This window comes from Bacillus sp. OTU530, from assembly GCF_038440375.1.
Window position 1 is genome coordinate 56444 of record NZ_JASATP010000018.1, and the last position, 26575, is coordinate 83018.

24 protein-coding genes are annotated in these 26575 nt (G+C 39.2%); 23 read left to right on the top strand and 1 reads right to left on the bottom strand.

Annotated features, from left to right (window positions below):
* The first annotated feature begins 3 nt into the window (after positions 1–3).
* From AAHB12_RS14920 to AAHB12_RS15010, 19 genes are all read left to right on the top strand, one after another.
* Positions 4–1104 (top strand): Gfo/Idh/MocA family protein, encoded by a 1101-nt coding sequence (locus AAHB12_RS14920; RefSeq protein ID WP_342045813.1) that lies wholly within the window; start codon positions 4–6, stop codon positions 1102–1104.
* A 142-nt stretch (positions 1105–1246) separates the two neighbouring features.
* A complete protein-coding gene (locus AAHB12_RS14925) occupies positions 1247–2200 on the top strand; it encodes a carbohydrate ABC transporter permease (RefSeq protein ID WP_342045814.1) in 954 nt (317 codons plus the stop codon).
* Positions 2197–3045, top strand: a complete 849-nt coding sequence (locus AAHB12_RS14930; RefSeq protein ID WP_129728976.1) for a carbohydrate ABC transporter permease — start codon at positions 2197–2199, stop codon at positions 3043–3045. The genes AAHB12_RS14925 and AAHB12_RS14930 overlap by 4 nt, the downstream gene beginning before the upstream one ends.
* Positions 3046–3113: 68 nt before the next feature.
* The gene (locus tag AAHB12_RS14935; protein ID WP_342045815.1) at positions 3114–4844 is read left to right on the top strand and encodes a sensor histidine kinase; all 1731 of its coding nucleotides are present in this window, start codon (positions 3114–3116) and stop codon (positions 4842–4844) included.
* A gap of 14 nt (positions 4845–4858) precedes the next feature.
* The gene (locus AAHB12_RS14940) at positions 4859–6490 is read left to right on the top strand and encodes a response regulator transcription factor (protein WP_129728978.1); all 1632 of its coding nucleotides are present in this window, start codon (positions 4859–4861) and stop codon (positions 6488–6490) included.
* Between the two features lie 119 nt (positions 6491–6609).
* Positions 6610–7926, top strand: coding sequence for an ABC transporter substrate-binding protein (locus AAHB12_RS14945; protein ID WP_342045816.1), 1317 nt, complete (start codon positions 6610–6612; stop codon positions 7924–7926).
* A gap of 242 nt (positions 7927–8168) precedes the next feature.
* The gene (locus AAHB12_RS14950; protein ID WP_342045817.1) at positions 8169–9104 is read left to right on the top strand and encodes an alpha/beta fold hydrolase; all 936 of its coding nucleotides are present in this window, start codon (positions 8169–8171) and stop codon (positions 9102–9104) included.
* A 401-nt stretch (positions 9105–9505) separates the two neighbouring features.
* Positions 9506–10036, top strand: a complete 531-nt coding sequence (locus AAHB12_RS14955) for a hypothetical protein (RefSeq protein WP_129728981.1) — start codon at positions 9506–9508, stop codon at positions 10034–10036.
* A 26-nt stretch (positions 10037–10062) separates the two neighbouring features.
* On the top strand, positions 10063–10722 hold the full coding sequence (locus tag AAHB12_RS14960) for a YesL family protein (RefSeq protein WP_129728982.1): 660 nt from the start codon (positions 10063–10065) through the stop codon (positions 10720–10722).
* A 79-nt stretch (positions 10723–10801) separates the two neighbouring features.
* Positions 10802–12205: a glucuronate isomerase gene (uxaC, locus tag AAHB12_RS14965; RefSeq protein ID WP_342045818.1), complete on the top strand. Its 1404-nt coding sequence runs from the start codon at positions 10802–10804 to the stop codon at positions 12203–12205.
* A 31-nt stretch (positions 12206–12236) separates the two neighbouring features.
* On the top strand, positions 12237–13505 hold the full coding sequence (locus tag AAHB12_RS14970; protein ID WP_342045819.1) for a lactate racemase domain-containing protein: 1269 nt from the start codon (positions 12237–12239) through the stop codon (positions 13503–13505).
* A gap of 22 nt (positions 13506–13527) precedes the next feature.
* Positions 13528–14298, top strand: coding sequence for an SDR family oxidoreductase (locus AAHB12_RS14975; protein ID WP_342045820.1), 771 nt, complete (start codon positions 13528–13530; stop codon positions 14296–14298).
* A gap of 92 nt (positions 14299–14390) precedes the next feature.
* Positions 14391–15191 (top strand): ATP-dependent sacrificial sulfur transferase LarE, encoded by an 801-nt coding sequence (gene larE / locus AAHB12_RS14980; protein ID WP_342045821.1) that lies wholly within the window; start codon positions 14391–14393, stop codon positions 15189–15191.
* A 338-nt stretch (positions 15192–15529) separates the two neighbouring features.
* Positions 15530–16303, top strand: coding sequence for a nickel pincer cofactor biosynthesis protein LarB (gene larB, locus AAHB12_RS14985; RefSeq protein ID WP_342045822.1), 774 nt, complete (start codon positions 15530–15532; stop codon positions 16301–16303).
* On the top strand, positions 16284–17279 hold the full coding sequence (locus tag AAHB12_RS14990) for a LarC family nickel insertion protein (RefSeq protein ID WP_342045823.1): 996 nt from the start codon (positions 16284–16286) through the stop codon (positions 17277–17279). Before larB ends, AAHB12_RS14990 begins: the two co-directional genes overlap by 20 nt.
* A gap of 31 nt (positions 17280–17310) precedes the next feature.
* Positions 17311–17778, top strand: coding sequence for a nickel insertion protein (larC, locus tag AAHB12_RS14995; RefSeq protein WP_342045824.1), 468 nt, complete (start codon positions 17311–17313; stop codon positions 17776–17778).
* Between the two features lie 419 nt (positions 17779–18197).
* Positions 18198–18983 (top strand): DeoR/GlpR family DNA-binding transcription regulator, encoded by a 786-nt coding sequence (locus AAHB12_RS15000; RefSeq protein WP_129728990.1) that lies wholly within the window; start codon positions 18198–18200, stop codon positions 18981–18983.
* A gap of 7 nt (positions 18984–18990) precedes the next feature.
* Positions 18991–20145: a diphosphate--fructose-6-phosphate 1-phosphotransferase gene (locus AAHB12_RS15005; RefSeq protein ID WP_342045825.1), complete on the top strand. Its 1155-nt coding sequence runs from the start codon at positions 18991–18993 to the stop codon at positions 20143–20145.
* Positions 20146–20332: 187 nt separating this feature from the next.
* Positions 20333–20695, top strand: coding sequence for a carbohydrate ABC transporter permease (locus AAHB12_RS15010; protein ID WP_342045850.1), 363 nt, complete (start codon positions 20333–20335; stop codon positions 20693–20695).
* A gap of 131 nt (positions 20696–20826) precedes the next feature.
* On the opposite strand, the gene AAHB12_RS15015 is transcribed toward AAHB12_RS15010, so the two are convergent.
* On the bottom strand, positions 20827–21762 hold the full coding sequence (locus AAHB12_RS15015; protein WP_342045826.1) for a thermonuclease family protein: 936 nt from the start codon (positions 21760–21762) through the stop codon (positions 20827–20829).
* 99 nt (positions 21763–21861) lie between these two features.
* Between AAHB12_RS15015 and AAHB12_RS31795 the strand changes: the two genes are divergently transcribed.
* From AAHB12_RS31795 to AAHB12_RS15030, 4 genes are all read left to right on the top strand, one after another.
* Positions 21862–22107 carry a DUF4275 family protein gene (locus AAHB12_RS31795; RefSeq protein ID WP_446715565.1) on the top strand — a complete coding sequence of 82 codons (246 nt, stop codon included), beginning with the start codon at positions 21862–21864 and terminating at the stop codon, positions 22105–22107.
* A 1981-nt stretch (positions 22108–24088) separates the two neighbouring features.
* Entirely contained in the window at positions 24089–25009 is a 921-nt protein-coding gene (gene iolE / locus AAHB12_RS15020; protein ID WP_129728993.1) for a myo-inosose-2 dehydratase, read from the top strand.
* Positions 25010–25423: 414 nt separating this feature from the next.
* A complete protein-coding gene (locus tag AAHB12_RS15025; protein WP_342045827.1) occupies positions 25424–25645 on the top strand; it encodes an aspartyl-phosphate phosphatase Spo0E family protein in 222 nt (73 codons plus the stop codon).
* Positions 25646–26131: 486 nt separating this feature from the next.
* On the top strand, positions 26132–26518 hold the full coding sequence (locus AAHB12_RS15030) for a hypothetical protein (protein WP_342045828.1): 387 nt from the start codon (positions 26132–26134) through the stop codon (positions 26516–26518).
* The last annotated feature ends 57 nt before the right edge of the window (positions 26519–26575 follow it).

Sequence of the window (26575 nt, forward strand, 5' to 3'; positions counted from 1 at the left end):
GATATGCAAAAGAACAATGGAATGAATTATGCACCAAAAGGAAAACCGAACCCTGTCGTAGGAGAGGGAGAGTTTAGATTTGCTGCTATCAGTCTCGATCATGGGCATATTTATGGGATGTGCAACGGTCTGATTGAGGCTGGAGCTACGCTCAAATGGGTGTATGATCCGGATCAGGAAAAAGTAGCTGCATTTTTAAAAACATATCCGGGGGTAAAGGCCGCTCAATCGGCAGAGGAAATCCTGCAGGATCCTTCCGTGAGTCTCGTTGCAGGTGCTGCTATCCCTTCCAAGCGTTGCGAGTTAGGCTTGAAGGTAATGGATTATGGAAAGCATTATTTTACTGATAAGTCACCATTTACTTCACTAGAGCAACTGGAGGCTGCTAGACAAAAAACAGCAGAGACAGGCTTGAAGTGGGCGGTATACTATAGTGAAAGGCTGCATGTAGAAAGTGCAGTGTATGCAGGACAATTAATTGAGCAAGGGGCTATTGGCCGTGTTGTTCAAGTGATTGGAACAGGTCCGCATCGTCTGAATGCGAAGAGCAGACCAGACTGGTTTTTTAAAAAGGAATATTACGGTGGTATTTTATGCGATATCGGAAGCCATCAAATCGAACAATTCTTGTATTATACCGGTGCTAAAGATGCCAAGGTTGTACACAGCAAAGTGGGCACATACAAGCATAAGGAGTATCCTGAATTAGAGGATTTTGGTGATGCAAGCTTAATTGGGGATAACGGAGCCACTGGTTATTTCCGTGTGGATTGGCTGACTCCGGATGGACTGCGTACATGGGGAGATGGCAGAACGCTCATTTTAGGTACAGATGGGTATATAGAGCTCAGAAAATATATAGATGTCGCAAGGGACACGTCAGGAGATCACCTATTCTTAGTCAATCATGAGGGAGAAAAGCAGTTTTCACTGCAGGGGCAGGTTGGTTTTCCTTACTTCGGTCAACTGATTTTGGATTGTCTCCATGGAACTGAAAAGGCTATGACGCAAGATCATACGTTTAAAGCAGCTGAATTATGTCTCATTGCCCAAAAAGACGCGATTTGTGTAGAGGATGGACAACTAGTGGATCAATCTTTATAAAATTTCTAAGGTGAGACGATACATGATGCAAGCTTAGTAGAAAAACATATTCAGCCCCCAATTTTATAAAAGGCATCCTTACTTATAAGTTGGGGTGGCTGTCTCTTTTATACGAATAATCTACTTGGAGGTGGAATGTAGTATGAATCAAGTTGAAACATCCTTAAATACAGGAGCACGCTCTCAAACACAAAAGAAAAAGATAAGGAAAAGATGGGAGTCTCCAATAGCCGGTTATCTTTTTATTTCTCCATGGTTAATAGGATTTTTGCTTTTGACACTCTGGCCAATGATTCAATCTGTATACTATTCCTTTACAGATTACTCCTTGTTAGAAGCCCCACATTGGGTAGGAGCTGCTAACTATGAAAAAATTTTTAATGAAGACAAACTATTTTTTAAATCGTTAGGTGTAACGTTATGGTTTGTTGCCTTGTCGGTTCCGTTAAAATTAGCATTTGCCTTGCTTGTAGCTATGTTTCTCAATCAAAAAATAAAAGGACTATCTATCTACCGGACAGCAATATACTTTCCTTCATTAATAGGATCCAGTATAGCGGTTGCGATTCTATGGGGCAATATCTTTGGAGGAGACGGATTAATTAATCATATTCTCAGTTTTATAGGTGTAACAGGTCCCAATTGGATTGGCAGTCCTAAAACAGCATTAGGAACATTGGTTCTTTTAGTGATTTGGCAATTTGGTTCTTCTATGGTTATTTTTTTAGCTGGACTAAAGCAAATCTCAACTGAATTGTATGAAGCCGCATCAGTAGATGGTGCCTCTAAAGTCAGACAGTTTTTCTCAATTACACTACCAATGCTCTCTCCGGTAATTCTCTTTAATCTCGTATTACAAGTGATCGGTTCTTTCCAAATGTTTACGCAAGCCTTCGTTATTACGAAAGGGGGGCCGGTTAACTCTACTTACATGTTTGCCCTCTATCTCTACGAAAAAGCGTTTGCGAGAATGGAAATGGGATATGCTTCAGCATTGGCATGGATTCTGTTAATCATTATCGGTATTGTAACCGCTATCATTTTTGCTTCATCTAGGTATTGGGTATTCTATGCGGAAGGGGGACGAAAAGGATGAAGAGTTATCTGAAAACAAGACAGATAGGGAAACATATATCATTAGCCATTTTTAGTTTTGTGATGATGTATCCTATATTTTGGTGGATAGGAGCTGCGTTCAAATCAAATAAAGAGTTAAGCTCTGCTAGTCTATTTCCGGCACATCCGACATGGAGTAACTTTACCGATGGCTGGAATGCGATCTCTGGATTTTCCTTTACTCATTTTTATATAAACACCTTTGAACTGATTTTAGGTGTTTTGTTTACAAGCATTATTTCTTCTAGTTTAGTCGCCTTTGGGTTTGCTCGGTTGGATTTTCCGTTACGTAACTTCTGGTTTTCGATTGTTCTGGTTACGTTAATGCTGCCGAGTCAGGTTACTTTAATCCCACAATACGCAATGTTTAATGCGTTTGGTTGGGTAGACACATACTTGCCTTTTATCGTTCCTCACTCCTTAGCGGGGGGAATTGGCGGTTCATTCTTTATCTTCCTTCTTGTTCAGTTTATTCGAGGCATTCCGCAAGAATTGGATGAAGCTGCAAAAATCGATGGCTGTTCGTGGTTCGGCATTTATTATCGCGTCATCCTTCCTTTATTGAAGCCGCCGCTTGTAACGGTAGCAATCTATTGCTTCTTATGGAATTGGGACGACTTTTTCGGACATCTCCTCTATATCAATTCCATTGACAAATATACAGTTGGATTGGCTTTGAAAATGTTTGTTGACGCGAATTCTTCTACTCCTTGGGGGCAAGTATTTGCGATGTCGCTTGTTTCCGTTATCCCTGCTGCTATCATCTTCTTTATCGCACAACGCCATATTGTGGAAGGGGTTGCAACGAGCGGCGTAAAAGGATAAAATTTTCAATAACTGGAAGGCTGCGGCTTCGCAGCTTTCTTTTGTGTTTATAGGGAAAGGTGAAAAAGATGATGCAAAACCCTTTTAAATATTATCGTATAGGCTCTCTATTTTTTGGAAGTTTTGCTGGTTTAATTATTATTTTATTCGGTATCGTAATTTGGATCAGCTATCATTATTCTGTAAAGGAAATGGTAAATAAAACATCTTATTATCAAGAGAGTATATTAAATGGATTAAATAAACAAATGGCAATCCAAGCTAGAGATATTGAAGAGATTTCATTAGCTGCTTCCCGAAATAACGGTATTCAAAAATATATTACAGGGATAGATGATGAATATACTCGTTTCCGCACGGCCATGGATATGACATCAGACTTATCCAATCTGGCCTATAGCATCCCCATTATCTATTCTGTTCAGATGTATCTAGATAATCCTCCGGCCTCTGAAATGCAAGGACCAATAACCTATAGTGATCTTCAAAACTTGCAAAATGAAAAATGGTATACATCTGTAATAGATTCCGATTTTTCATGGATTGGACAGCATACAATTACAACCTTTAGAGGGGATATTTCTGTGGTCAGCTTTGCGAGAAAGATTTATGATACGAATGGTGAATTCAAAGCCCTGCTCGTATTTAATATAAAAGCTGCAGATTTAGAAGCCCTTATTCAAGGTGAAGATCAAGCTAGCAATCGGATCCTCTTGGATTCAGGAGGAAGGCCCATTATTTCGACTGGTAATCTATCAGTAAAGGAATATTCGCAACTGATCGAAAAAATCGGTCTACTGTCTGGGAAGGTAGATAACCAATGGTCTATGAAGTATACCGATTCCTTCATCGTGTGGTCAAAACCATTTAATTCAGATTGGCTGATACTGCAGATTACACCATGGAATGACCTTACGAAGGAAAGCCGAATGATGGCAACGATCCTTCTCTCTATTGGAATAATCGCAATTGTAATCGCTCTCTTAATTACGCTATATCTATCAAAACAGTTTACAAAACCTATCCTTATTTTAACGAAGGGGATGAATGATTATCCTGCAACATTTCGGGAGGAACAGCTGCCATCTGACTATCATAATGAATTCGGATTATTGTTTCAAGGATACCGTCGGCTGATGAATCGGATTGAGGAGTTGTATCGTTCTTTAGAAGAGCAGCATCGCCGCCAACGGAAAGCAGAGATTTTAGCCCTGCAAGCGATGATTAATCCCCATTTTCTATACAACACCTTAGATCAAGTAAATTGGATGGCGATTGAGGCCGGTCAGGAACAGATAAGCCGTGTGTTGGAACTCATGGGAAAAATGTTTCGGATTGGGTTATCCAATGGTGAAAGTGTGATTCGAATTGAGGAGGAACTCACTCATTTGGAGTGCTATATGGAAATCCAACAAATCCGTTGGGGGGAAGGATTAACATTTACAACCGAGATACCCCATCATATTAAGGAATATTATATTCCTAAATTAACGTTCCAGCCCTTTGTTGAAAATGCCCTTATGCATGGATTTCACGGAAGAAGTACCGGTTCGATCAACATTGCGGCTTACGAGATCGAAGACGATCTGCTCTTTACCGTTTCAGATAATGGCGTAGGGATTCGAGCTGATGCGGAGATGAATAAGAAAAGAAAAACAGGCGGTTATGGAATGAGGAATGTAAGGGAGCGTATGGAATCATATTTTGGGCATCCGTATGGTATAGAGGTCGATAGTGAAGAAGGAAAGGGCACTGCTATATCCATTCGAATTCCAAAGCTGAGGGAAAAAAGTATCTAGGAGGGGGAATAGTCATGTGTAAGATTGTAATCATTGATGACGAGCGCCAAGTTCTTCAGGGGATGAAACGAGTCATACCTTGGGAAGAGCTTGAGGCAGAATGGGCCGGGGAAGCGATGGATGGAGAACAAGGGTTGGAATTGATTCGCGAGACACAGCCGGATATTGTCCTGACTGATATTTATATGCCGGTCATGAATGGACTAGAGATGATTGAGAAATTGCGACATGAAAATTTTCAAGGGAAAATTATCATTTTAAGCGGCTATTCTGATTTTGAATATGCCAGACATGCCCTTCGTCTCAATGTTCATGACTATCTCTCCAAGCCGGTTACTGTCCAGACAATCAGGGAAGTGCTACAATCCGCCATTTCCAAAGTAGAACAGGAAAATATGAAAAGGTATGAGCTTGCAGAGTTGGAAAAGAAGCTTATGCTCTATGAGCCATTTGTGGTGAAGGAATGGCTGAAGTCAGTAGCGACTGGTGTAGGAAATTTATCTCTTGAGAATATGAAGGAAATTACAAGTTATAAGCGCAAATGGGAGAACAATAAGCACGCCGTTATCGGTTTGCAAATTATAAAAAATGCAGCTGAGTCTGATGCTAGACTTACTGATTCCAATGGGACAAGGTTTTCTGTCCAGCGGATTGTTCATGAGTTGCTTCAGGAGGAAAGGCTGGAGTCCGAAATAATTGAACTTCACAGCCACCAAATTATTTTATGGCTTCATTTGGACCATAGCTTGACCTGTGAGAAGGCCATTTTACATTTACGAACATTTGGAAAGAAGATGATTCAACGTATGGAAGCGGAACTTGAACTTACCATTTCCGTTGGGATTGGGACAGTAAAGAACCATTGGCAGGAAATAGCGGATTCTACAGAGGAAGCCTTCTATGCATTATCAACCCAGGGTTCTGTTGCACTTTCGGGATTCAATCTGTTTGAATTTAAAAATAGAGGTGAGGATGCAGACGGGTTGAAGAATCGAGATCAGCTAATTCGCCCGATTCAATTTTATCAACAGCTCGTAGAAGCGATCCGTCATTCACAGGAGAAGGCAGCCTATGAAACAATTCAGGAGTATATAGACCGAATGCAAATGCAAGGAGTAATCTCGCCATCTTTGCTGCATCGTTTAGGTACGGAGATATGGGGGATTCTATCATACTCGCTATATGATGTTGGTATTTTCCTAGATGAGATCTTTCCAGAAATTAATCTTAAAAAAGAGATGGCAGTGATTCAAACACCGGAGGATTTTAAAAAATGGCTCATGAATAAAATTGAAGAGATTTGCGGAAATCGGCAATGGAATGAAAATTTAAAGCATAAGCAAGCTGTTGACTTTATGATTCAATATATTCATGAACACTTTAGTGAGAATATTACTTTGAACGATTTAGCGAATCAAGTCTATATTTCAAGAAATTATCTGAGCCAGATATTTAAAAAAGCAACAGGAGTCTCTTTTAATCAGTATCTTACGCAAGTTCGGATGGAGAAAGCGAAGGCTATGATATTGGAGGGAAAATACTTAATTTACGAAATCGCAGAAAAAGTAGGATTCAAGAATGTTCCTTATTTTAGTACTTTATTTAAAAAGCATACGGGTTTAAATCCAACTGAGTTAGTGAAATGAAAGCGTGTTCAACTTTGGTGATTATTGAAAGGAATTGTGCATTCTTCTTATATCTCACTCGATGAAAGCGTTTTATAATTTGGATAGATTCATTAATTTTCATTAGGGGGAGTCAGTAGATGAAAACAAAAAGCTCTTGGAAAAAATGGGGGGCCACTCTTGCAGCGCTATCTATGTCTATGACATTGCTCACGGCTTGTGGATCCAGCTCGTCAACAAAGGAACAAGCTTCTGCGGGTGGTAAGTCTGATGCTGTGAAATTAAGAGTTGTTTGGTGGGGAGCGCAAACTCGACATGATGCAACGAAAAAGGTATTAGAGCTTTATACAAAAAAACATCCAAATGTGACTTTTGTGTCTGAGTTTTCAGGCTGGGATGGTTATTGGGATAAACTGGCTACCCAAGCGGCGGGCAAAAATGCGCCGGATATTATCCAGATGGATGCGCAATATTTACAGGAATATGCGGGACGCAATCAATTGGCGGATTTATCATCTGGAATTGAAGTAAGTGACTTGGACAAAAACTTAGTGAATACAGGTAAATATAAGAATAAATTGTATGCGGTTCCATTAGGTAATAATGCAACTGGACTGGTTGTCAATAAACAAGCTTTGGAAAAGCTAGGAATTACGCCTCCTAAATCAGATTGGACATGGGATGACTTGTTCCAAATGGCAAGAGAAATTCAGACAAAGCTTCCTAAAGGGAAATATGCTCTTGCCGATTTCAGTGCTTCTCTTCTTGGTTCCCGTACTTTATATGAGGAATATCAGCTAGGACAAGGAAAGGGCCATTTAACTTCATCGAACGGCAAGGCTAATATTGACAAAGAGACTTGGTTGAAATGGAATAAGATTTTTTCTGACTTAAGAAAAGAGGGAGTTGTTCCTCCAGCTGAAGTAAGTGTTTCAGAAAAACAGTATGATCCAAAGCAAGATTTACTACTAAACGGAACTGTTTTAATAAAAGCAGCATTTGCGGCAGAGTATCCTTCCTATGAAGGTGTCACTCCAGGAGCTTATGACCTTGTGAAGGTACCAGACGGAAAGCAAGCAAGCGGATATTTGAAGCCATCCATGTTTTGGTCTGTTAGCTCTCAATCCAAAAATGTAGCGGAAGCCAAAAAGGTTATTGATTTCTTTATTAATGATAAAGAAGCTGGAGAAATCTTAGGAACTACACGAGGAATCCCTGTTTCTACAAAGGTGCTCGATGAGCTGACACCAAAATTCTCCCAAGCGGATCTAAAACAAGTAGATTTGATTAAAGCAACAGCACCGGATGCAAATCCATTCAATGGAGGACCAACAGGATTTGGAAATTTTGATAAAGAATTTACTAATGTGGAGCAAGAATACATCTTTGGACGGGAAAGTGCAAACCAAGCTTATCAAGATATATTGAACAAATGGGACGAAACGATAAAAGAGTAACAGAAGAAAGGGATCACCATGATAAGCTAAGTAGTTTAATTAGCAGACCAAATCGTATGTGATTTGGTCTTTGCTAATCTTTGTGATACCAATGAATATTACTTTTACGTATTTAAAGTGAAAGATGCAGGTTAGGTGAGGAAGTAATTAAAATGTCCTGCGCAATATTAAAATTATTTTACAAGAATTTTTTAGTGATAATACGCATTTGTAATACTACACATAATACGAGGAGGTTCATTATGGCATTTCAAGAAATAAGTTTCCAATCATTTAATCAAAAGGACACAATAAAAGCCTGGATTTACACCCCAATTCGTAAACCACGCGGGATTGTTCAGCTTGTACATGGTTTTGGTGAGCATTCGCGTCGATATCTGCATATGATATTAAAGCTGAATGAGGCAGGTTTTGTGGTTGCAGCAGACGATCATGTGGGACATGGAAAGACAGCGTATGATTCAGGTAACTGGAGTGATTGGGGCGATAAAGGTTATATGACAATGGCAGAAGATGAACATACGCTTCGTAAAATTGTGCAGGAACAATACCCCGATGTACCTTATTTTATGTATGGACATAGTATGGGATCCATGATTGTCAGGTGTTATGCCGCTGCCTATGGAGAAGGTATTGATGGTTTGATTTTATGCGGTACCTCGGGTGTGCTTCCAAAAGCAAATGCACTTGTCCCTGTTTTGAAAAAGCTGGTAGACGAAGGTAAGGGGGAGGAAATTGACTCTGCTTATCTAGAGGAGCTTTTGAGTTGGATGACAGAGCGTTGTGAAAATCCTACCACGGCAAATGACTGGATTTGTGGTGACCCTGACGTAGTTGCAGATCATGCAAACGATCCATTTAATAACTTTACAACACCGCCAAACATCCGTTCATTATACTATCTTGTTGTAATGATGGGAACTATTATTGGAACACAGTGGGCAGAAAAATTGCCAACATCAATTCCTGTTTACAATATTGCCGGAGATCAGGATCCAGTTGGTCAGTATGGAGAAGGTATTTATGCTGTATCTAATTGGTTAGCGGAAACAGGGCATAAGGTAAAAACAAAAGTTTATCCGGGATATAGGCATGAAATACATAACTATCGGGATATTAGGGATGAAGTTGAGGATGGAATGATAGATTTTATGAATGATATTATTGAGAAAAAATAGATCATTCTGCACTTTAGTCAAATTATTAAACGATTTATTAATTTTGTGAAAAATAACTAGAGCGACATTGAAACTGTAATTCAGTTTCAATGTCGCTTTTTTCTTACACTGTAAGAAAGTATAAATTTCCAGCTAGAAGAAAATTCGACGTAGTCGGAAATTTTAGGAACACAGTATAAGTGCAACTACGCCTCTGTCTAGGGCTCGCCAATCGGCGAGTTTTCTTTATGTTGTGTCGGAGTAGTAAGTTATTCTGCATTTGTAAAAAGGTAGTGGATTCAATGTATAATAAGGCACTTTATCTGTAAATTTTGAAAGAATTTATACATCCTTCGTATATACCCTTGTTTGTAAGCGCTTTATAATTGAGGTAAATCACTACATGCGAAGGTGTTGCAAAGATGAAAAGAGTCTTGCTGATGGGAATTTTGTTCGTCTGCCTGCTGATTGTTTTGGTTGGTTGTCAGGAAAAGAAGGATAAACCTTTAACAATTTTAGTTTTCTCTAGCGTTCTTCCAACAGAGGAAGCTAGATTGAAGGCAGATATAAATAGTGTATTTGAAAATGGCAGCCATGTTGATTTGCAGCTTTATCCCTTTACCATGGAAAAATGGGCGGCAGAGCTTTCCTCTAGGAATGGCGATATTTATGTAGCTAATGAAGAGACTATCACCCAAATGTTAAACAAAAAAGGGTTAACACCTTTGGACTCTGTTTACGAAGGAAAGGAACTTCCCAATAGTACAAAGTCGTATCAGGTAACCAATCAGGAGTCTGGAGAGGTTCATCTGTATGCTGTTCCGATTCGAAAGAATTTTTACCCCAAAAATGCAGAACGCACAAACAGCAAATTGCTGGCGATTCTTCCCGAGTTCAGCGGAAATAAGGAGAATGCCTTTCGAGTATTGAAGTATTTAGCTGATGAAAATTAGAAAGTAAGTATAAAGGAGGGACTTCTATGGAGCTTTCTGGATTTTATGGATTGATTTATAAAGCATGTGTTTGGATCATGAGATTGGCGTATGTAAACATTTTATGGATTGCGTTTACACTTCTAGGCTTAGTGATATTTGGGCTAGGCCCAGCTACTTCTGCTATGTTTTCTATTTCCCGTAAGTGGATAATGGGTGAAGAGAGTGTCCCGATATTTCGTACATTCCTAGCTCAATTTCGTGCCGATTTCAGAAAGATATTTTATGTATCGGCAATTCTCTTCTCTGTTGGTACCCTTTTAGTTGCAAACTTAATGTTTTTTACAAAAGGTGATGTACTGCTTTTGCAAATAGCCAAAGTCCTCACTGTTAATGTAGCAATCGTATACGGAATCATTTTAATATATATATTCCCAGTATTTTGCCATTTTGAGTTGAAGACACTCCAATATTTGAAGCAATCCTTTTTTATAGGCTTTTTGCATCCTGCATTTACTCTTTTCCTAGTGTTAGGGCTGCTAGGAATGGGATTTGTTTTTCTAAAAGTTCCGGGGTTAATGTTGTTTTTCAGTGGTAGCAGTTTTTCATTGTGGTTAACGTGGGGAGCTCACAAGGCTTTCAGAAAACTAGAGAGCAAGAAGGATCGTTTACGTGTGGCAGCACCATCTAAGCGTACTGCTTCATAATTTTGAAAGGGGTTACATTTATTAAGGATTTCGCTAGCATTTCATGAATGTCGATACTAAAAAGATGGGGGAAGGAAAGATGAAAACATTTTTGGACAAGGATTTTCTATTAACGAATTCTACAGGAGAAAAACTCTACCATAGCATCATGAAGGAGCTGCCGATTTTTGATTATCACTGTCATTTAAATCCGAAAGAAATATGGGACAATCAATCATTTGAAAACATAACGCAGCTTTGGCTGGCTGGTGATCACTATAAATGGCGTGCAATGCGTATCCATGGGGTGAGTGAGGAGTTTATCACAGGTGATGCCAGCGATTGGGAGAAATTTGAGGCATGGGCAGAAACCGTTCCGCATTTATTTGGAAATCCGTTATATCACTGGACGCACATGGAACTGAAAACTTTTTTTGGGATTGATCAGTTATTATCTCCAGAAACGGCTCACGCCATATGGGAGGAATGCAATGAAAAATTGCAAACACCAGATTTTAAGCCGCGGCGTTTTATTGAAAGATCGAATGTGCAATTTGTTGGAACAACAGATGATCCAGTTGATACGCTTGAATATCATCAATTATTACAGAACGATCCAACGTTTCATGTAGAAATTGTTCCAACATTCCGTCCAGATGGTGCCCTGTTTATTGAGAAACCGACCTTTCAAAATTGGCTCAAAAAATTAGAGAATGTTTCAAACATATCCATTCACTCTTTTAGTACATTACTCGAGGCATTACGGCAAAGAGTTGATGTTTTTACTGAGCATGGATGTTGTGCTTCTGACCATGATATTCCGCAAATGGTTTTTAAAGAGAGTACAAAGGATGATGTAGAAGAGATCTTTAAGAAACGTTTACGTCATGAAGAACTCACAGGCGAAGAGATTATGAGTTATCGATCCTATCTTCTTGTTGAATTAGGAAGAATGTATGCAGAAAAGCAATGGGTTATGCAATTGCATATGGGCGCGTTAAGAAATAATAACACTCTTATGCAGAGTTTAATAGGATCTGATGGTGGTTTCGATTCAATCGGAGATAACCTCATGGCTGAAGGATTGTCACGTTTCTTAGATGCTTTGGATAAGACTCGATCCTTACCGAGAACAGTACTATATAACTTAAATCCTCGTGACAATTATGTCTTGGGAACGATGATGGGAAACTTTTTTGAGGAGGGTATTCCAGGAAAAGTTCAGTTTGGTTCGGGCTGGTGGTTTAATGACCAAATGGACGGAATGGTTAGACAGACGAAGGACTTAGCAAACCTAGGAGCTCTGAGTCACTTTATTGGAATGACAACAGATTCACGCAGTCTTCTATCTTATATACGTCATGAATATTTCCGAAGAATTGTATGTAATATCCTTGGTGAGTGGGTTGAAGGTGGGCAGGTACCAAATAACAAATTAGTTCTGGAACAAATGGTTAAAAATATCGGTTTTTACAATGCAAAACAATATTTTCAAGAACGCTAAGAAAGGCTTATAGGAGGAGTGAAGAGAGCGCATGGGTATTCTACAAGATTTATTACGAGGTATTCCAGTACCAAAAATGGCAACAGTAAAGGTGAAGTTTGACGATACAAAAATTGATAAGCTTGAACAAGCCTTACTGGACAAGCTGCAGCAAGAGCATATTCAAAAGAAAATCCAGCCGGGGATGGAAATCGCGATAGCGGTAGGAAGCAGAGGACTTGATCGTCTTGTGGAAATTACCGCGGCAACAGTGCGCTTTCTGCAAGAATTGGGAGCCAAGCCTTTCATTGTGCCAAGCATGGGAAGCCACGGCGGTGCAACTGCTGAAGGTCAGCGTGAAGTATTAGCTCATCTTGGCGTGACTGAAGAAAGTGTGAATTGTGAGATTCGTTCTTCGATGGAGGTCGTGAAAATCGGGGAATTACCGAATGGACTGCCTGTCTATGTTGATCAATTTGCTTTTAAAGCAGACGGTATTGTCGTAATCAATCGTGTGAAACCGCATACTGCATTTCGGGGACCTGTTGAAAGTGGCATTATGAAAATGATCAGTATTGGTTTAGGAAAGCAAAAGGGTGCGGAAGCATGTCACCAATTAGGATTTAAGTATATGGCAGAAAATGTACCAGCGATGGCTAAAAAAATCATAGAAAAAACGCCGATCTTATTCGGAGTAGCGACGATAGAAAATGCTTTTGATAAAGTTGCACGGATTGAGGTACTGGCGGTAGAGGAAATTGAGGAAAAAGAAGTAGAACTGCAAAAACTAGCAAAACAATTATTGCCAAAACTGTACTTTGAACAATTGGATGTCCTTGTAATTGATCAGATCGGTAAAAATATTAGCGGTGATGGGATGGACCCTAATATTACGGGACGTTATCCAACACCGTATGCGCAAGGAGGACCAGATGTCAATAAGATGGCGGTGTTAGATTTAACACATGAAACAGAAGGAAATGCTAACGGCGTGGGAACAGCTGATTTTACAACGCAGCGTTTGGTAGACAAAATGGATTTAGAATTCACGTATGCAAACGGCTTAACTTCAACGGTTTGTGCTCCAACAAAAATTGCGACCACCTTAGCTAATGATAAAGAGGCAATTCAGGCATCTATTAAAACGTGTAATATCTTAGATTTTACAAAAGTAAAAATGGTTCGCATAAAAAACACATTAGAAATTAGTGAAATCGAGGTATCGGAAGCTTTACTTGAGGATGTGGTCAATCATCCGTATATGGAGCTTATATCCGATTTATATGAGCTACCATTCAATGAAAAAGGAAACTTATTTTGAGTGAAAAAGGGGGAGTAGGAGCATGAAACAGTTATTTGATTTATCTGGGAAAACAGCAGTTGCCATTGGGGGAAATAGTGTACTGGGGTCCTCAATTGTTAAAGGACTAGCAACACATGGGGCGAACATTGCAATCGTCGGGCGCAACTTGGAAAAGGCACAGGCGGTAGCTGGGGAAATAGAAGAAAATGGGGGAACTGCAAAGGCTTTTCAAGCCGATGTCAGCTCGCGTGATTCTTTAATCGGAGTGGCTAGTGAAATTGAACAATGGTCTGGTGGATGGGATATCCTTCTAAATGCACCAGGTAAAAATAGTACAACGCCTTTTTTTGAGCTTGAAATGGAAGAATGGGATGACATCATGGACGTGAACTTAAAAGGAATTGTACTCACTTGTCAGATTTTCGCGAAGAAAATGATTGAGCAAGAGCGAAAAGGAAGCATTATTAATATTTCATCCGTTTCTTCTACAACACCATTATCAAAAGTATTTACATATTCTGTATCAAAGGCTGGTCTTAATAGCGTGACGCAATATTTAGCACGTGAATTTGCCCCAAATGGAATTCGTGTAAACGCAATTATTCCAGGCTTTTTCCCTGCTGAACAAAACCGTAAAATCCTAAGCGCCGAAAGAGTCGAGTCTATTATGAACCATACACCTATGAAGCGTTTTGGTGCACCTGAGGAACTCCAAGGGGCAGCTGTTTGGTTAGCTTCAGAAGAGGCCTCCAGCTTTGTGACAGGGACTCTTATTCGCGTAGACGGCGGATTTGGAGGCATGACTATTTAACTGCAGGTTAAAAAGGAGAATTGAAATAAATAAGCTAACAGTAATTGCAACTAGGGATGGATATAGATTACTAGTAAAGAGGGGATGACACGATGTTGACAGAGAAATATGAAAAGCTAACGTCTATTCTCGGAGAAATGGGTTCTGTTGTTGTAGCATTCTCTGGGGGAGTAGATAGCACATTTTTATTAAAGGCAGCTGTTGACACGTTAGGAGCCGACCGTGTACTTGCCGTAACAGCTGATTCCGAAACTTATCCAACAAGTGAACTGGAGGAAGCAAAGCTACTGGCCGAAAAAATGGGAGCCAAGCATCAGGTGATTGAAACATCGGAACTAGCGATTCCTGGTTATACAGAAAACAATAAGAATCGATGCTACTTTTGTAAGAGCAGCTTATTCGATCATCTAATCCCGATTATGGAAGAAAAAGAGTTTCGGAATGTAGTATACGGAGTTATTGCTGATGATTTAAATGAACATCGGCCGGGCATGCAGGCCGCGAAGGAAAAAGGAATCCGCGGACCTTTGCAAGAAGCGAATTTGTTTAAGAAGGAAATTCGAGAGCTTTCACGTGAGTTAGATTTACCGACATGGGATAAACCTTCATTTGCATGCCTTTCCTCTAGGATTGCCTATGGGGAGTTGATTACGCAAGAGAAGCTGACTAAAGTTGAAAAGGCAGAAGGGTACTTAAAAGGCCTTCAGATTCGACAAGTACGGGTTCGAACACATCAAGATATTGCGAGAATTGAAGTAGAGTCAAATGATATGAAGGTTGTTTTAGAGTATCATGATGCTATTACAAAACAGCTTCAAAGCTATGGATATAAATATATTACCTTAGATTTAATTGGCTATCAGAGCGGCAGTATGAATAAGGTTTTATCGTAATAGTGTGGGGAAGACATTTACGGCAACCCAAAAAGAATGCATGTAAGTGGTGGATTAGCCAGATCCGTTCTTTGGCTGCAGATGTTGGCCGATATATGGAAGCAGAAATTTATATTTCAGAAAGCCATCACAGCGCTGCATGGGGAGGGCATGGAAAGCTTTAGTCGGTATTAGCAAAGTGAGCTCCTTTGAGGAAATTAAAGGAAACTATCCCACTGGGACAGGCTGTTATTCCAAATAAAGAACGCAGCGTAATCTGCAAAGAAATTTACGAGCGGTATGAACAATGAGCAAAGGATTTATCTAAGTATTTTTAGATAAGAAGGTGGGGAAGCCAAATGTTAGAGGATATTTTGGAGCAGGTTCAAAAAGGAACGTTGAGTATAGCGGAGGCAAAGGAACAATTAGCTACATTTGAGAATTTAGGTTTCGCAAAGGTTGATCATCATCGAAAAAAACGGCAGGGCTTCCCTGAAGTTGTGTTTGGTGAGGGAAAGACCGCAGAACAAATCATTTCTATTAGTCAGTCATTACGCTCTCGAAACAGCCAAGTGCTCATTACACGAATCTCAAAAGAGAAGGCTGAAATCGTGAAAAGGGCCTGTCTAGAATTTATCTACCATGAGACGGCACAAATCCTATTTTGGAGAGAAAACACTGCCAGCGAAGACACTTCACAAGGATATATTGCTGTCGTTTGTGCTGGAACCTCTGATTTAAAAGTAGCTGAAGAGGCTGCAATTACTGCTGAAGTATTAGGGAGCAAGGTAAAACGCATTTATGATGTAGGAGTTGCTGGGATTCACCGGTTGCTCAGTCATCTTGATGATATACAGCAAGCTACCGTCATCGTGGTAGTTGCCGGTATGGAAGGGGCACTTCCAAGTGTAGTTGGCGGGCTTGTCTCTGCTCCGGTAATTGCCGTTCCAACAAGTGTTGGATATGGTGCCAATTTTCAAGGGCTATCCGCTTTACTTACAATGTTAAATTCCTGTGCTTCAGGAATCAGTGTAGTCAATATCGATAATGGTTTTGGCGGAGGCTATAACGCCGCACTTATCCATCAACTTGCGCAAAAAGGAGCAAAAACGTATGAAAACACTATATTTTGATTGTTTTTCAGGAATTAGCGGGGATATGGTAATTGGAGCTCTTATCGATGCTGGTGCAGACCCGAACGTGCTCGTAGAAGAATTAAAAAAGCTTAATATTGAAGATGAGTATGAATTGAAGTGGAACAAGGTTGTGAAAAATGGGATAACCAGTACAAAATTTGATGTAGTGTTACTAGGGGAAAGTCATCATCATGGGCATCACCATGACCATGATCAAGGACATCATCATAGCCATGACCACGAGCACGGCCATCACCATGGGCATAACCACGAGCACGGCCATCACCATGGGCATAACCACGAGCACGGTCATCATCATGCCCATAGCCATGACCACGAGCATGGCCATCACCATGGGCATAGCCATGACCACGAGCACGGCCATCATCATGCACATAGCCATGAGCACGAACACGGTCATCATCATGAGCATAGCCATAACCACGAGCACAGTCATCACCACCATCATCGTGCGTATCAGGATATCGTAAAGCTTATTGAAACAGCTGGTTTTTCCGATCAAGTAAAGGATACAGCTTTAAAGATTTTTAAAAAAATTGGTGAAGCAGAAGGACATATTCATGGAATTTCACTAGAACACGTTCATTTTCATGAAGTCGGTGCCGTAGATTCGATTATTGATATCGTTGGAGCAGCTATTCTCATTCACCAATTAAATATATCCACAGTGAAATCAGCGCCAATTCCGGTAGGGACAGGGAAAATTCGTATTGATCATGGTATCTATCCAGTACCTGCACCTGCTACTTTAGAGATTTTGAAGAATGTACCGATTGAGCAATCCGATATTCGCTTTGAGCTTACTACTCCAACGGGGGCAGCGATTGTATCGGTGCTTGCGGAAGAATTTTGCGCTATTCCATCAATGAGAGTGAAGTCAATTGGATATGGTGCTGGGACAAAAACCTTTAAAAATCATCCTAATGTGCTTCGTGTCATCATTGGGGAATAATTATCACATTGTACGAGAGGGAGTATGCTAGATGGTTTCTCAACCGCCTCCAAATCAAGAACATCTCGATGATCAAATGATCAAAATGGAAGTAAACCTTGATGATGTTTCAGGAGAATGGCTTGGTTATGTAATGGATTTACTTTTCGAGTCTGGGGCAAATGATGTCTTCTATACCCCCATTTATATGAAAAAGAATAGACCAGGGGTTTTACTGCAGTTGCTTTGCTCTCGTGAAAAGCTAGCTAAGATGGAAGAAATACTATTCAAAGAGACTACTACACTCGGAGTCCGTTATTATCCGTTGACTGTTCACAGATTGGAAAGAGTGTTTAAAAAGGTTACAACAGAATGGGGAACGGTGACCGTGAAGGAGGGGATGCTCGCTGGACAAGTCGTGCAAAGAGCACCCGAGTTTGAGGAATGTAAACATATTGCCCGCCTTTATAATGTTCCTTTGAAAAAAGTGTATGAACAGGTCTGGAAGGCATTGGAATAAGAACAGGATTCTTGTTTCTGAAAAATAAAAAGGTGAGGAGGTGACTGATCTTAGCTTTATATCAGTACTATTGTTAGGGTTTATTTTAGGAATTAAGCATTCAATTGAACTAGATTGATACTTATTGCATGAAGGTCATCTTTTAGTCACGCTCTACGCTGACTGCCAAACAGTTTTATCCTGCGAATCCCTCCGTTTCTCTCCTTTTTGAACAAAAACAATCAATCATCTTACAAAAACACTTTTGTTAATTTTTTACCATAAAAATACAAATAAATAAATAATTTAACTAAAAATTTAAAATTTTCTAAAAATATATTTACAAAATTAGGAAAATGGATATATAATAAAATTCACAATAATGATCAATTTCTAACAAATGTAAACAATCCATTTTAGTGTGAGAGGGATTGAACATTATGATTCCAGAAAAAAGGCAGGATGCGATCCTAGGATTGCTGAAGTTGAGGAAGATGATCAGCGTAGAAGAGATTGCAAAAGAGCTGAATATCTCAGAAATGACGGCTCGCAGGGATTTAACCCGCATGGAAGAGAGCGGCCATCAGATTGTGAAGGTTCGGGGAGGCGCTAAGTTATTAGAAGATCCAGATGAAGCAGGTACAAACTACTTAAATAACCGATTTTATCAACAATGCCTGACATGCCGAAGAGAAAAAGAGGCGATTGGGAAAATGGCCGCCTCCTTAGTACAAGAGAATGAAACGATTTTAATTGATGCAGGTTCCACGACCTTCCACTTTGTAGGGTATTTAGGGGGAAAAGCTGTGACTGCAATTGTAACCGCTACCAATATTGCAGAAAAGTTGGAAGGGCAGGAAAGGGTCACAACCATTTTAACAGGGGGCATTTTCCGCTCAAAGACGACAACACTGATTAATCCGCTTCTGGCTCAAAGTTTGACACAAGTATATGCAGACAAGGTGTTTATGGGAGTTACCGGCATTTCGATGAGTCATGGTTTTATGTGCCATGATTTTTTGGAGGCGGATGTCAAAAAATTGCTTCTTCAGTCTGGCAAGGAGATTTATTGGCTCGCTGATTCTTCCAAGCTGAATAAAATGGGAACGATTCAAATTGCGGATTGGCAGCCGCATGATTATTTGATTACAGATGATGGTATCGAGGCTGACATAAAGGAGGAGCTTACATCCAAATGTCGTCTTCTTATTGCTACAAGGAGGTGAAGTACGAGTGAAAACAAATATAATCATTGGCCAGTCAGGAGGGCCGACACCAGTCATTAATATGACGTTAAGGGGAGTGGTAGAGGAAGCGTACTATGCAGAGAGTATCGATCAAATATATGGAATGAGACACGGCCTTGAAGGGATTCTTGGAAAAGGAATGATTTCCTTACACGAAAAAATGGAAGCGGTTACAAATTGGTCTGAACAGCCGGGAGCAATCCTTGGTGGATCAAGGTACGCACCGGATGAGACAGATTTCGAAAAGATTCTGTGTTTTCTTGAAGAAAAGAATATCGGGATTTTTTGTTATATTGGGGGAAACGGTTCTTCCCGTACAGTAGCAGAACTGCATCGCCGTGCGAAGAAAGCCGGCAAATCAATCCGCTTTGTCCATATTCCGAAAACGATTGACAATGATTTGTCTGGAACGGATCATACTCCCGGTTATGGGAGTGGGGCCAAGTTTTTATCCGAGACAGTCAAATGGATCGGCACAGACATGGCTTCCATGAGAACATACGACAAGATAGAAGTAATGGAAGTGATGGGAGGGAACTCAGGCTGGCTTGCTGCATCGAGTGCCTTGTATAAAGAGCATCAAGACGACTACCCGCAGCTTGTGTATTTACCGGATCAATCTATTCAGCTTACCAATATTTTAATCGATATTGAAAGAGTTTATGAACGAACAGGAAGCGTCATGGTGATCATTCCGGATCATCTTCATATTGCAGGTCTCTCTCTACATACACACGATCCTACCGGAAGGAGATATAACGGAGGCATTGGCTTTAGACTTGTTCAGCAAATCCAGGATTATCTTGGATTGAAGACGAGATTTACGGCTCCTTCGACCTTGTTTCGTACAAGTATCAATCTCGTTTCTGGCACGGATCGTTTAGAAGCGTACCAGCTCGGCAGACAGGCTGTCCGCTATGCTCTTGCCGGGTATTCCGGGGGAATGGTCGGACTGAACCGTTTGTCCAATGAACCGTATGAATGCACGATTCAATGGGTCGATCTATTGGAACATACAAGCCTCGAAAAACCGCTGCCTTCGCATTATTGGAATCGAGAGAAACATATGCCAACAAGGCAGTTTATTGAATACGCTTTTCCGCTTATTGATAGTGAGATTCCGCATTCCATTTCTTTATAACATCTAACTCAAGAATAAAGAGGGTAAAAGGAGTCGATGCTGCTCTACATGTTGCTGACGCAAATGTTCCCGATGGTATTGCTCAGCATCCCATATTTTTTATTAATTATCCGCACAGGGATGTATAACACTTACGGCGCCTTAATTTTGGCTTACACTTCATTTGCTCTCCCGTTTTTCCATTATTATGATTCGAGATTTTATTTCGACCATTCCTCGGGAGTTGGATGAGGCGGTAAAAATGGATGGCTGCGGGCCGCTGAGGATCTTTTTCAATATTATTATCCCGTCAAGCCATCCTGGCTTAATTGCGACAGGCGTGTATACGTTTATCCTCGCTTGGAATGAATTTTTGTTTGCAGTCGTTCTCACGAATACGATTGATGCGCGTCCGTTGACCATTGGAATCGGCACATTGATTGGTGAGTATTCGACCGAATGGAACCAACTGATGGCTTTATCTTTTATGGCAAGTGTTCCGCTCATTCTCGTATTCCTATTCCTTCAGAAGTATTTCCTTCAGGGACTCACGGCAGGAAGCGTAAAGTAGGCAACTCTTCTTCGCATAAGGAACAGTAAGTGTTGCCGTAGTACAGAATAGAAATGAATTCATTGTCCATGGTGAGAAGCTGGATGTTGGATGTAAAGAAATCAGCCCTATGCAAAAGAACCAGTGTAATTCTACTGGTTGTAAACAAACTCAATTAAATTTTCTTGGTGTCCCATAATACTTACTTGGGCAGATACAGGTGAACCCATCATTCTTAATTTTTCATAAGGATCTTTAGAGCTATTAATCTCTGTATAACGGTCATTAATCACTTTCACAAACTCCTCAAGCGTTCCTCTTACTTCCACTGGGGTATTTTTTGATTTTTGATCAGAAGTTTCTAAGTTAATTGACATTTCTACAACATATAACTTTTCTTCTGCTTTTAAGTCAATCCACTTATCCATTGTGAGTGTTTTCCAATTTTTTACCACCCCAGGCTTTTCTTCTTCCTTATCAAAAACCAACATATTATAACCATCTTTTGTTACATAGCCATCTATGCTCCAGATACCAATTTTTGATTTTTTTGTAACTTCTTCTAACTTTTGTAATGGAGATATGAGTTTTTTATTTATTGATTTTTTATCAGTTCGAGCAAAACCTTTGCTTACTGTCAATGCATTAAACAAGGTATCTCCAATCCATACTTGAGCTTCTAACTGTTTTTGTTTATTTCTTTTTTTACCAATATCAAGTTTAACACTTTTACCTTCAAGGGTTTCCTTTGCAAACTGTGCAGCTTCTATAGATTGAAATTGTTGTTTTCCGTTTTTATCAGTAATTTCCGGAGTATCAATTGTCATTAATTGTATAGTTTCTTCTTTACCCTTAATTAAAACCTTTATTGTATCTCCATCTTGAGCACTTATAACTTTTCCCGTTTTTAGTTTTTTAGGTTTTGTAAATGAGATACCCGAAACTTTATATATAGATTTTTTTGTCTTTTCTTTTACATGACTTACTTCTTTTGTAGCTAGTTCTTTCCCTAACACTTCATTAGAATTAAAAGCAACAAGCCCGAAAATTGTTAGTCCAAATAAAGTTGGCATAATTATTTTTTTCATCTTAAATACTCCTATAAGTTTTTTATATACAAAATTATTATATCATTAATTAAAATTACACATTAAAAAATCCAAAATTTTCCTTTAAAATACAAAAGAATCTCCTGTTTAGAAGGCAAAAAAGCAAGCGATGCTTTTAATAAGATAAAGAAAACTGGATGTTATATTTTTTATCAAGACAAAGAAATTGTATTAATACTTGAGACCGCAGGAAGTTTAAGGACGATAGACATAGTAAAGAAAAGTGACGATTATATAGATGATGTTTATGTAGTTGATACAGGTTTTAAATGGACATATGTTTGTACTCACGAAGAAAATTTTGGTCCCTATTTTTTCAGTTAGAGTAGGAAGTGCAACTTTTTATTGAACTAACAGGGGTTTTAGTGAAACAGGGAATTAATGATAAAATTTGATAGCAACCATAAGTTGTCGTGATTAAAAGCAAAATCATGTCGTGATAAAAAGGAGTGGAAACCCCACTCCTTTTCTTATTCCTTGTAATTGTTTAACAACATGTCTTTATTATTAATTCAAACCTCGAACTTCATTTCTCTTGTCTTTCAGTAAAAAGAGAATTACTGGTTCTTTTGCATTGTGCTAGTATGGGAGCAATCTCTAGGTGGAATTCTCAATGGGTTAAGGTAGTCAAGGTGGTTAGTTTAATGCAGGGATATTCCGGAAAAAGGGGATAGTGAAGTCTGTGAGGAGCTTCCGAGAGAGTAGCGTGGAAGTGGTGCAGCTGCTGAAAAAAGGACGATTTCAACAAGGGGGAGTCTGTCCAAAGCAAGATTGAATTCATATATAAATGATTTGGAGTAGTATCATAATTCTCAGCTGAAAAGGGTATTGAGATTCTGTGTCTCTAACAAATCATATTTGCACCAGAACTGCTATGACTAGCTAGAGGTCATTTTGTTCTAAGCAAAGACAATCGAGACAAATAGCCATGTTTAGTAGCTGCGCTAAAATAGTCGGTTCAGGACTATATTCATTATTATAATAAAAAGAGCGTATTCCAAAAAAGTTAGATTATCTCTTTTAGGTTGTTTTTCCAAGTTTTAGCTCGTCGAATTAGCTCACTTTCTATGGGCAAGCTAGAGCATATATAAGGTTCAATCCCATGATAAATGATGGGGTAATTTCTACTTTGCTCTGTTGATGTTTTCAAAAGTCATTCTCATTTCCATAGTAAGAAATAGGGAATATACATAAACAGCTTCTAATAAGCATAGGGTATTTTTCTTTAGATTTGCTAGATGTAATTTCATATCGGTTATCCTCCTTGTGTTGTGGCTAGTAGTGATACAAGTATCATACTATTGATTTTCCGAACGATGTGAGTTTATGTCAGGTTTTCTTTCATGATTCTTTCGCATCTCTTGCGGAGCAGATTAGATATTGGGAATAATTTTTCAGGATGTCGGATTCGTAACGGCATTTTGTGTCTAGAGGAATTGTTATTTAGGGTGAAGGAATGCCACTTTTTATATTCTTATACCTATCAATCCCTAGCTAGCCAGAGTGTAACAAAATCATGTGAGGATAGGGAAAGAGGGAAAAAGAATTAGATATGACAGTATAAATACAAGGAGATAAGTTACGAGGTCAAAAAATATGCCACATATTTATTCCTGCTAAAGTTAATTCGTGAATGAAGCAATATCTCAAGATAGGGCTTATAGCAGGTAGGGAAAGTAGCAAATAAGAGTGATCGATAACCCTTTTTATACCAAATTGGGAATTTTTCTACAGGGGGTCTTTTTAAAGACTAAAATGATTCTTGTTAATCTGAAAGAGTAATGCGAAATGAAGATCATGATCCATGATGTTGCGATAGAAAAAATTAAAAAGGCCACATGAGTAAACAACGTATTCTCCCTTTCTCCGGAGGCTGTTATGTGAAACACAGCAACTCCATCTAAGGGGAAGATGAGGGGGGAATGTGCATACAAGTTACTTTCGGCACCCTATGTAACACTACCGTCAAAAAAAATGGTCTGAATATAAAACTTTTAAAAAAAATCATTGAAATATAATGAAGTATGAGCTAAGATTAAATCAACTTAGGGTAATCGATAACCTTGATTACCGTATCAAAGAATATTAAGATTTCAACTGTAAGGAAGCTGCACTTCAACAGATAAGGGCAACTTTAAAAAAATAGTGACCAAAGAAGGTTACTGTGTTGTTTGCACGGAGGATATCGTGTTTGTAAATTTGTTGAATTTGTAAGCGTTGTCCATCTAATTATGAAATCAATAGAAAATGAAAGCAAGAAAAAAACTAAAAAAGCGAAAGCAATATTAATAGGAGATGAGTAGTTATGAGTAATCAGGATATTTTATGGGGAATCGCTCCAATCGGTTGGCGTAATGATGATATACCAGAGATTGGTGCAGAGAATACATTATCTCACCTGCTGGGCGACATTGTAGTAGCGGGTTTCCAGGGAACCGAAGTGGGTGGCTTTTTCCCAGAAGCAAAAGTGTTAAATAAAGAACTCAAACTTCGTAACTTAAAAATAGCAGGTCAATGGTTCAGCGCTTTTATCATTCGAGATGGAATTGAAGAGGTATCCACAGCGTTCCATAAGTATTGTCAATACTTGCAAGATGTCAATGCTGCAGTGGCGGTTGTATCTGAGCAAACATACAGTGTGCAGGGGACTGATAAAAATGTTTTTTCTGAAAAACCTTGCTTCACGGATGCTGAATGGAAAACTTTATGCGAAGGTTTAAATGAACTAGGAAAGATTGCAGAACAATACGGTTTAAAATTAGTGTTCCACCATCATATGGGAACAGGTGTCCAAACATTGGCAGAAATTGACCGCCTCATGGAAAACACGGATTCGAACCATGTGCATCTGTTATATGATACAGGTCATATCTACGTTTCTGACGGTGACTATATGACTCTATTAAACAAGCATATGGATCGCATTAAACATGTTCACTTTAAAGATACGAGAAGAAACGTGATGGAAGATTGCAAGAAGCAAGGCAAATCGTTCATGCAGTCCTTCTTAAGCGGCATGTTTACAGTACCGGGCGATGGCTGCATTGATTTTACAGAGCCGTATAAGAAATTGCTTGAGTGCGATTACAAAGGATGGATTGTAATTGAAGCTGAGCAGGATCCATCTGTCGCTCATCCATTGGAGTATGCATTGCTAACTCGGAAATATATAGATGAAAACCTGCTTATCCTTTCCAAAAGCGATAAGGCAGTAACTATTAAATAAAATTAGTGTAAGGGTAATAATAACACATGTGTACAAAACAAGGCCTCGCTATATGAGGGCGAGGCCTTCGTTACACTGTAAGAGCGTCTATTATGAATGACAGTAGAGTGTTCCCTCCAATAGAAAAAATGACAAGGTTTTCGAAAAATACCAAATTTCTGATCATTATACCATAAATGAGATGTAGAAATCGGTATAATATGCTTAAGGGAGGGAATGAAAGCGTTTACTAAAGCGGTATCATTTGCAAGATGACATTAGAAGCAAAAGTGAGCTTAACTTGTTCCTCGTTTGTTGTTGAGGTGGTAGACTTTGGAATCGAGAATTGATGGATAATAAAAATTTGTATTCGTTTTATGCATTTGTCTAGGAACTTTTAAATTGGGTAATGTGAAAAATAATAGAAGGGAAAGAATGATAATGATTTTGAAGAAGGCGCTAGAATTAACTAAGAGCATCGAGGACTATCGTTTGGATATGGACGAATTAGCGAAGAAGAAGGGTTTTTCTAATCCGGATGTAATAACAATCAGCCAGAAATTAGATCAGAAAATGTTAGCAGTTCAAAAAATTCTATATACAATTTGCACTCCGCAAACAGGTACACTTGATTATCAGAGTCACAAACATGGTTGAGACTTGTGAGTATTGCTTCTGATAATTTGATCGGAATTAGCAGTATTCATTTTTAACAAAGATTCCAGATTTATGAAGCTTCACTAAACAGAAGCAGACTATGATTTGATGAGATGAAGTAAAAAAGTATGTTTTGTGAAATTCTACAATTGCATAAAATACTCAATGTATTATGTTTAGAGTATTTATAATTACTACAAGTGATGGTATATGCAATGGTAGTTGCGCTCGTGGTGTCACCCGTAACGAATTATATACTTCGAAGTTATATTTACTCATGTATGCTCTGTTTTGGTGGAACCGAGACTGAATGAAGGTTTTACATTATCTTTTTTGCTATAGAGATAAAAAGCTTATACTGAAGTATAAAAATTAAAAAAGAATCTTAATTAGGTCTATGCGAGCCCTACAATACTAGTGAAATAATCAGAAAAGCGTTATGGAAAAAGTTTGCTTAGTAAAGGAGCTATATTAGGTGAGGTATGATTGAAAACAAATATAATCATTGGCCAGTCGGGAGGGCCGACATCAGTCATTAATATGACATCAAGAGGGGTGGGAGAGGAAGCGCACCATACAGAGAGTATCGATCAAATATATGAAATGAGACATGGCCTTGAAGGGATTCTTGGAAAAGGAAGGATTTCCTTATATAAAAAATGGAAGCGATTACAAATTAATCTGAACATCCGGGAGCAATCCTTGGTGGATCAAGGTACTCACCGGATGAGACAGATTTCGTATGTATATCGGTACGCGTTCCGTACGCTTGATTTTGGATATGCTTCAGCGATGGCGATCTTTATGCTGCTTGTGAGGGTGCTTGTATCCGTCGTTTATTTACGAGCATCCTTCGCGCAAAGGCCAGTATGATAAGTGTTTAAAAGAGTTTCACTACCCAACATGGGTGCAATCTCTGGGATGAAGGTA

Bases quoted from the DNA above. Each gene is read 5' to 3' on its own strand.
- AAHB12_RS14920 (WP_342045813.1), top strand. From the start codon at position 4: ATGCAAAAGAACAATGGAATGAATTATGCACCAAAAGGAAAACCGAAC.
- AAHB12_RS14925 (WP_342045814.1), top strand. From the start codon at position 1,247: ATGAATCAAGTTGAAACATCCTTAAATACAGGAGCACGCTCTCAAACA.
- AAHB12_RS14930 (WP_129728976.1), top strand. From the start codon at position 2,197: ATGAAGAGTTATCTGAAAACAAGACAGATAGGGAAACATATATCATTA.
- AAHB12_RS14935 (WP_342045815.1), top strand. From the start codon at position 3,114: ATGATGCAAAACCCTTTTAAATATTATCGTATAGGCTCTCTATTTTTT.
- AAHB12_RS14940 (WP_129728978.1), top strand. From the start codon at position 4,859: ATGTGTAAGATTGTAATCATTGATGACGAGCGCCAAGTTCTTCAGGGG.
- AAHB12_RS14945 (WP_342045816.1), top strand. From the start codon at position 6,610: ATGAAAACAAAAAGCTCTTGGAAAAAATGGGGGGCCACTCTTGCAGCG.
- AAHB12_RS14950 (WP_342045817.1), top strand. From the start codon at position 8,169: ATGGCATTTCAAGAAATAAGTTTCCAATCATTTAATCAAAAGGACACA.
- AAHB12_RS14955 (WP_129728981.1), top strand. From the start codon at position 9,506: ATGAAAAGAGTCTTGCTGATGGGAATTTTGTTCGTCTGCCTGCTGATT.
- AAHB12_RS14960 (WP_129728982.1), top strand. From the start codon at position 10,063: ATGGAGCTTTCTGGATTTTATGGATTGATTTATAAAGCATGTGTTTGG.
- uxaC (WP_342045818.1), top strand. From the start codon at position 10,802: ATGAAAACATTTTTGGACAAGGATTTTCTATTAACGAATTCTACAGGA.
- AAHB12_RS14970 (WP_342045819.1), top strand. From the start codon at position 12,237: ATGGGTATTCTACAAGATTTATTACGAGGTATTCCAGTACCAAAAATG.
- AAHB12_RS14975 (WP_342045820.1), top strand. From the start codon at position 13,528: ATGAAACAGTTATTTGATTTATCTGGGAAAACAGCAGTTGCCATTGGG.
- larE (WP_342045821.1), top strand. From the start codon at position 14,391: ATGTTGACAGAGAAATATGAAAAGCTAACGTCTATTCTCGGAGAAATG.
- larB (WP_342045822.1), top strand. From the start codon at position 15,530: ATGTTAGAGGATATTTTGGAGCAGGTTCAAAAAGGAACGTTGAGTATA.
- AAHB12_RS14990 (WP_342045823.1), top strand. From the start codon at position 16,284: ATGAAAACACTATATTTTGATTGTTTTTCAGGAATTAGCGGGGATATG.
- larC (WP_342045824.1), top strand. From the start codon at position 17,311: ATGGTTTCTCAACCGCCTCCAAATCAAGAACATCTCGATGATCAAATG.
- AAHB12_RS15000 (WP_129728990.1), top strand. From the start codon at position 18,198: ATGATTCCAGAAAAAAGGCAGGATGCGATCCTAGGATTGCTGAAGTTG.
- AAHB12_RS15010 (WP_342045850.1), top strand. From the start codon at position 20,333: ATGATTCGAGATTTTATTTCGACCATTCCTCGGGAGTTGGATGAGGCG.
- AAHB12_RS15015 (WP_342045826.1), bottom strand. From the start codon at position 21,762: ATGAAAAAAATAATTATGCCAACTTTATTTGGACTAACAATTTTCGGG.
- iolE (WP_129728993.1), top strand. From the start codon at position 24,089: ATGAGTAATCAGGATATTTTATGGGGAATCGCTCCAATCGGTTGGCGT.
- AAHB12_RS15025 (WP_342045827.1), top strand. From the start codon at position 25,424: ATGATAATGATTTTGAAGAAGGCGCTAGAATTAACTAAGAGCATCGAG.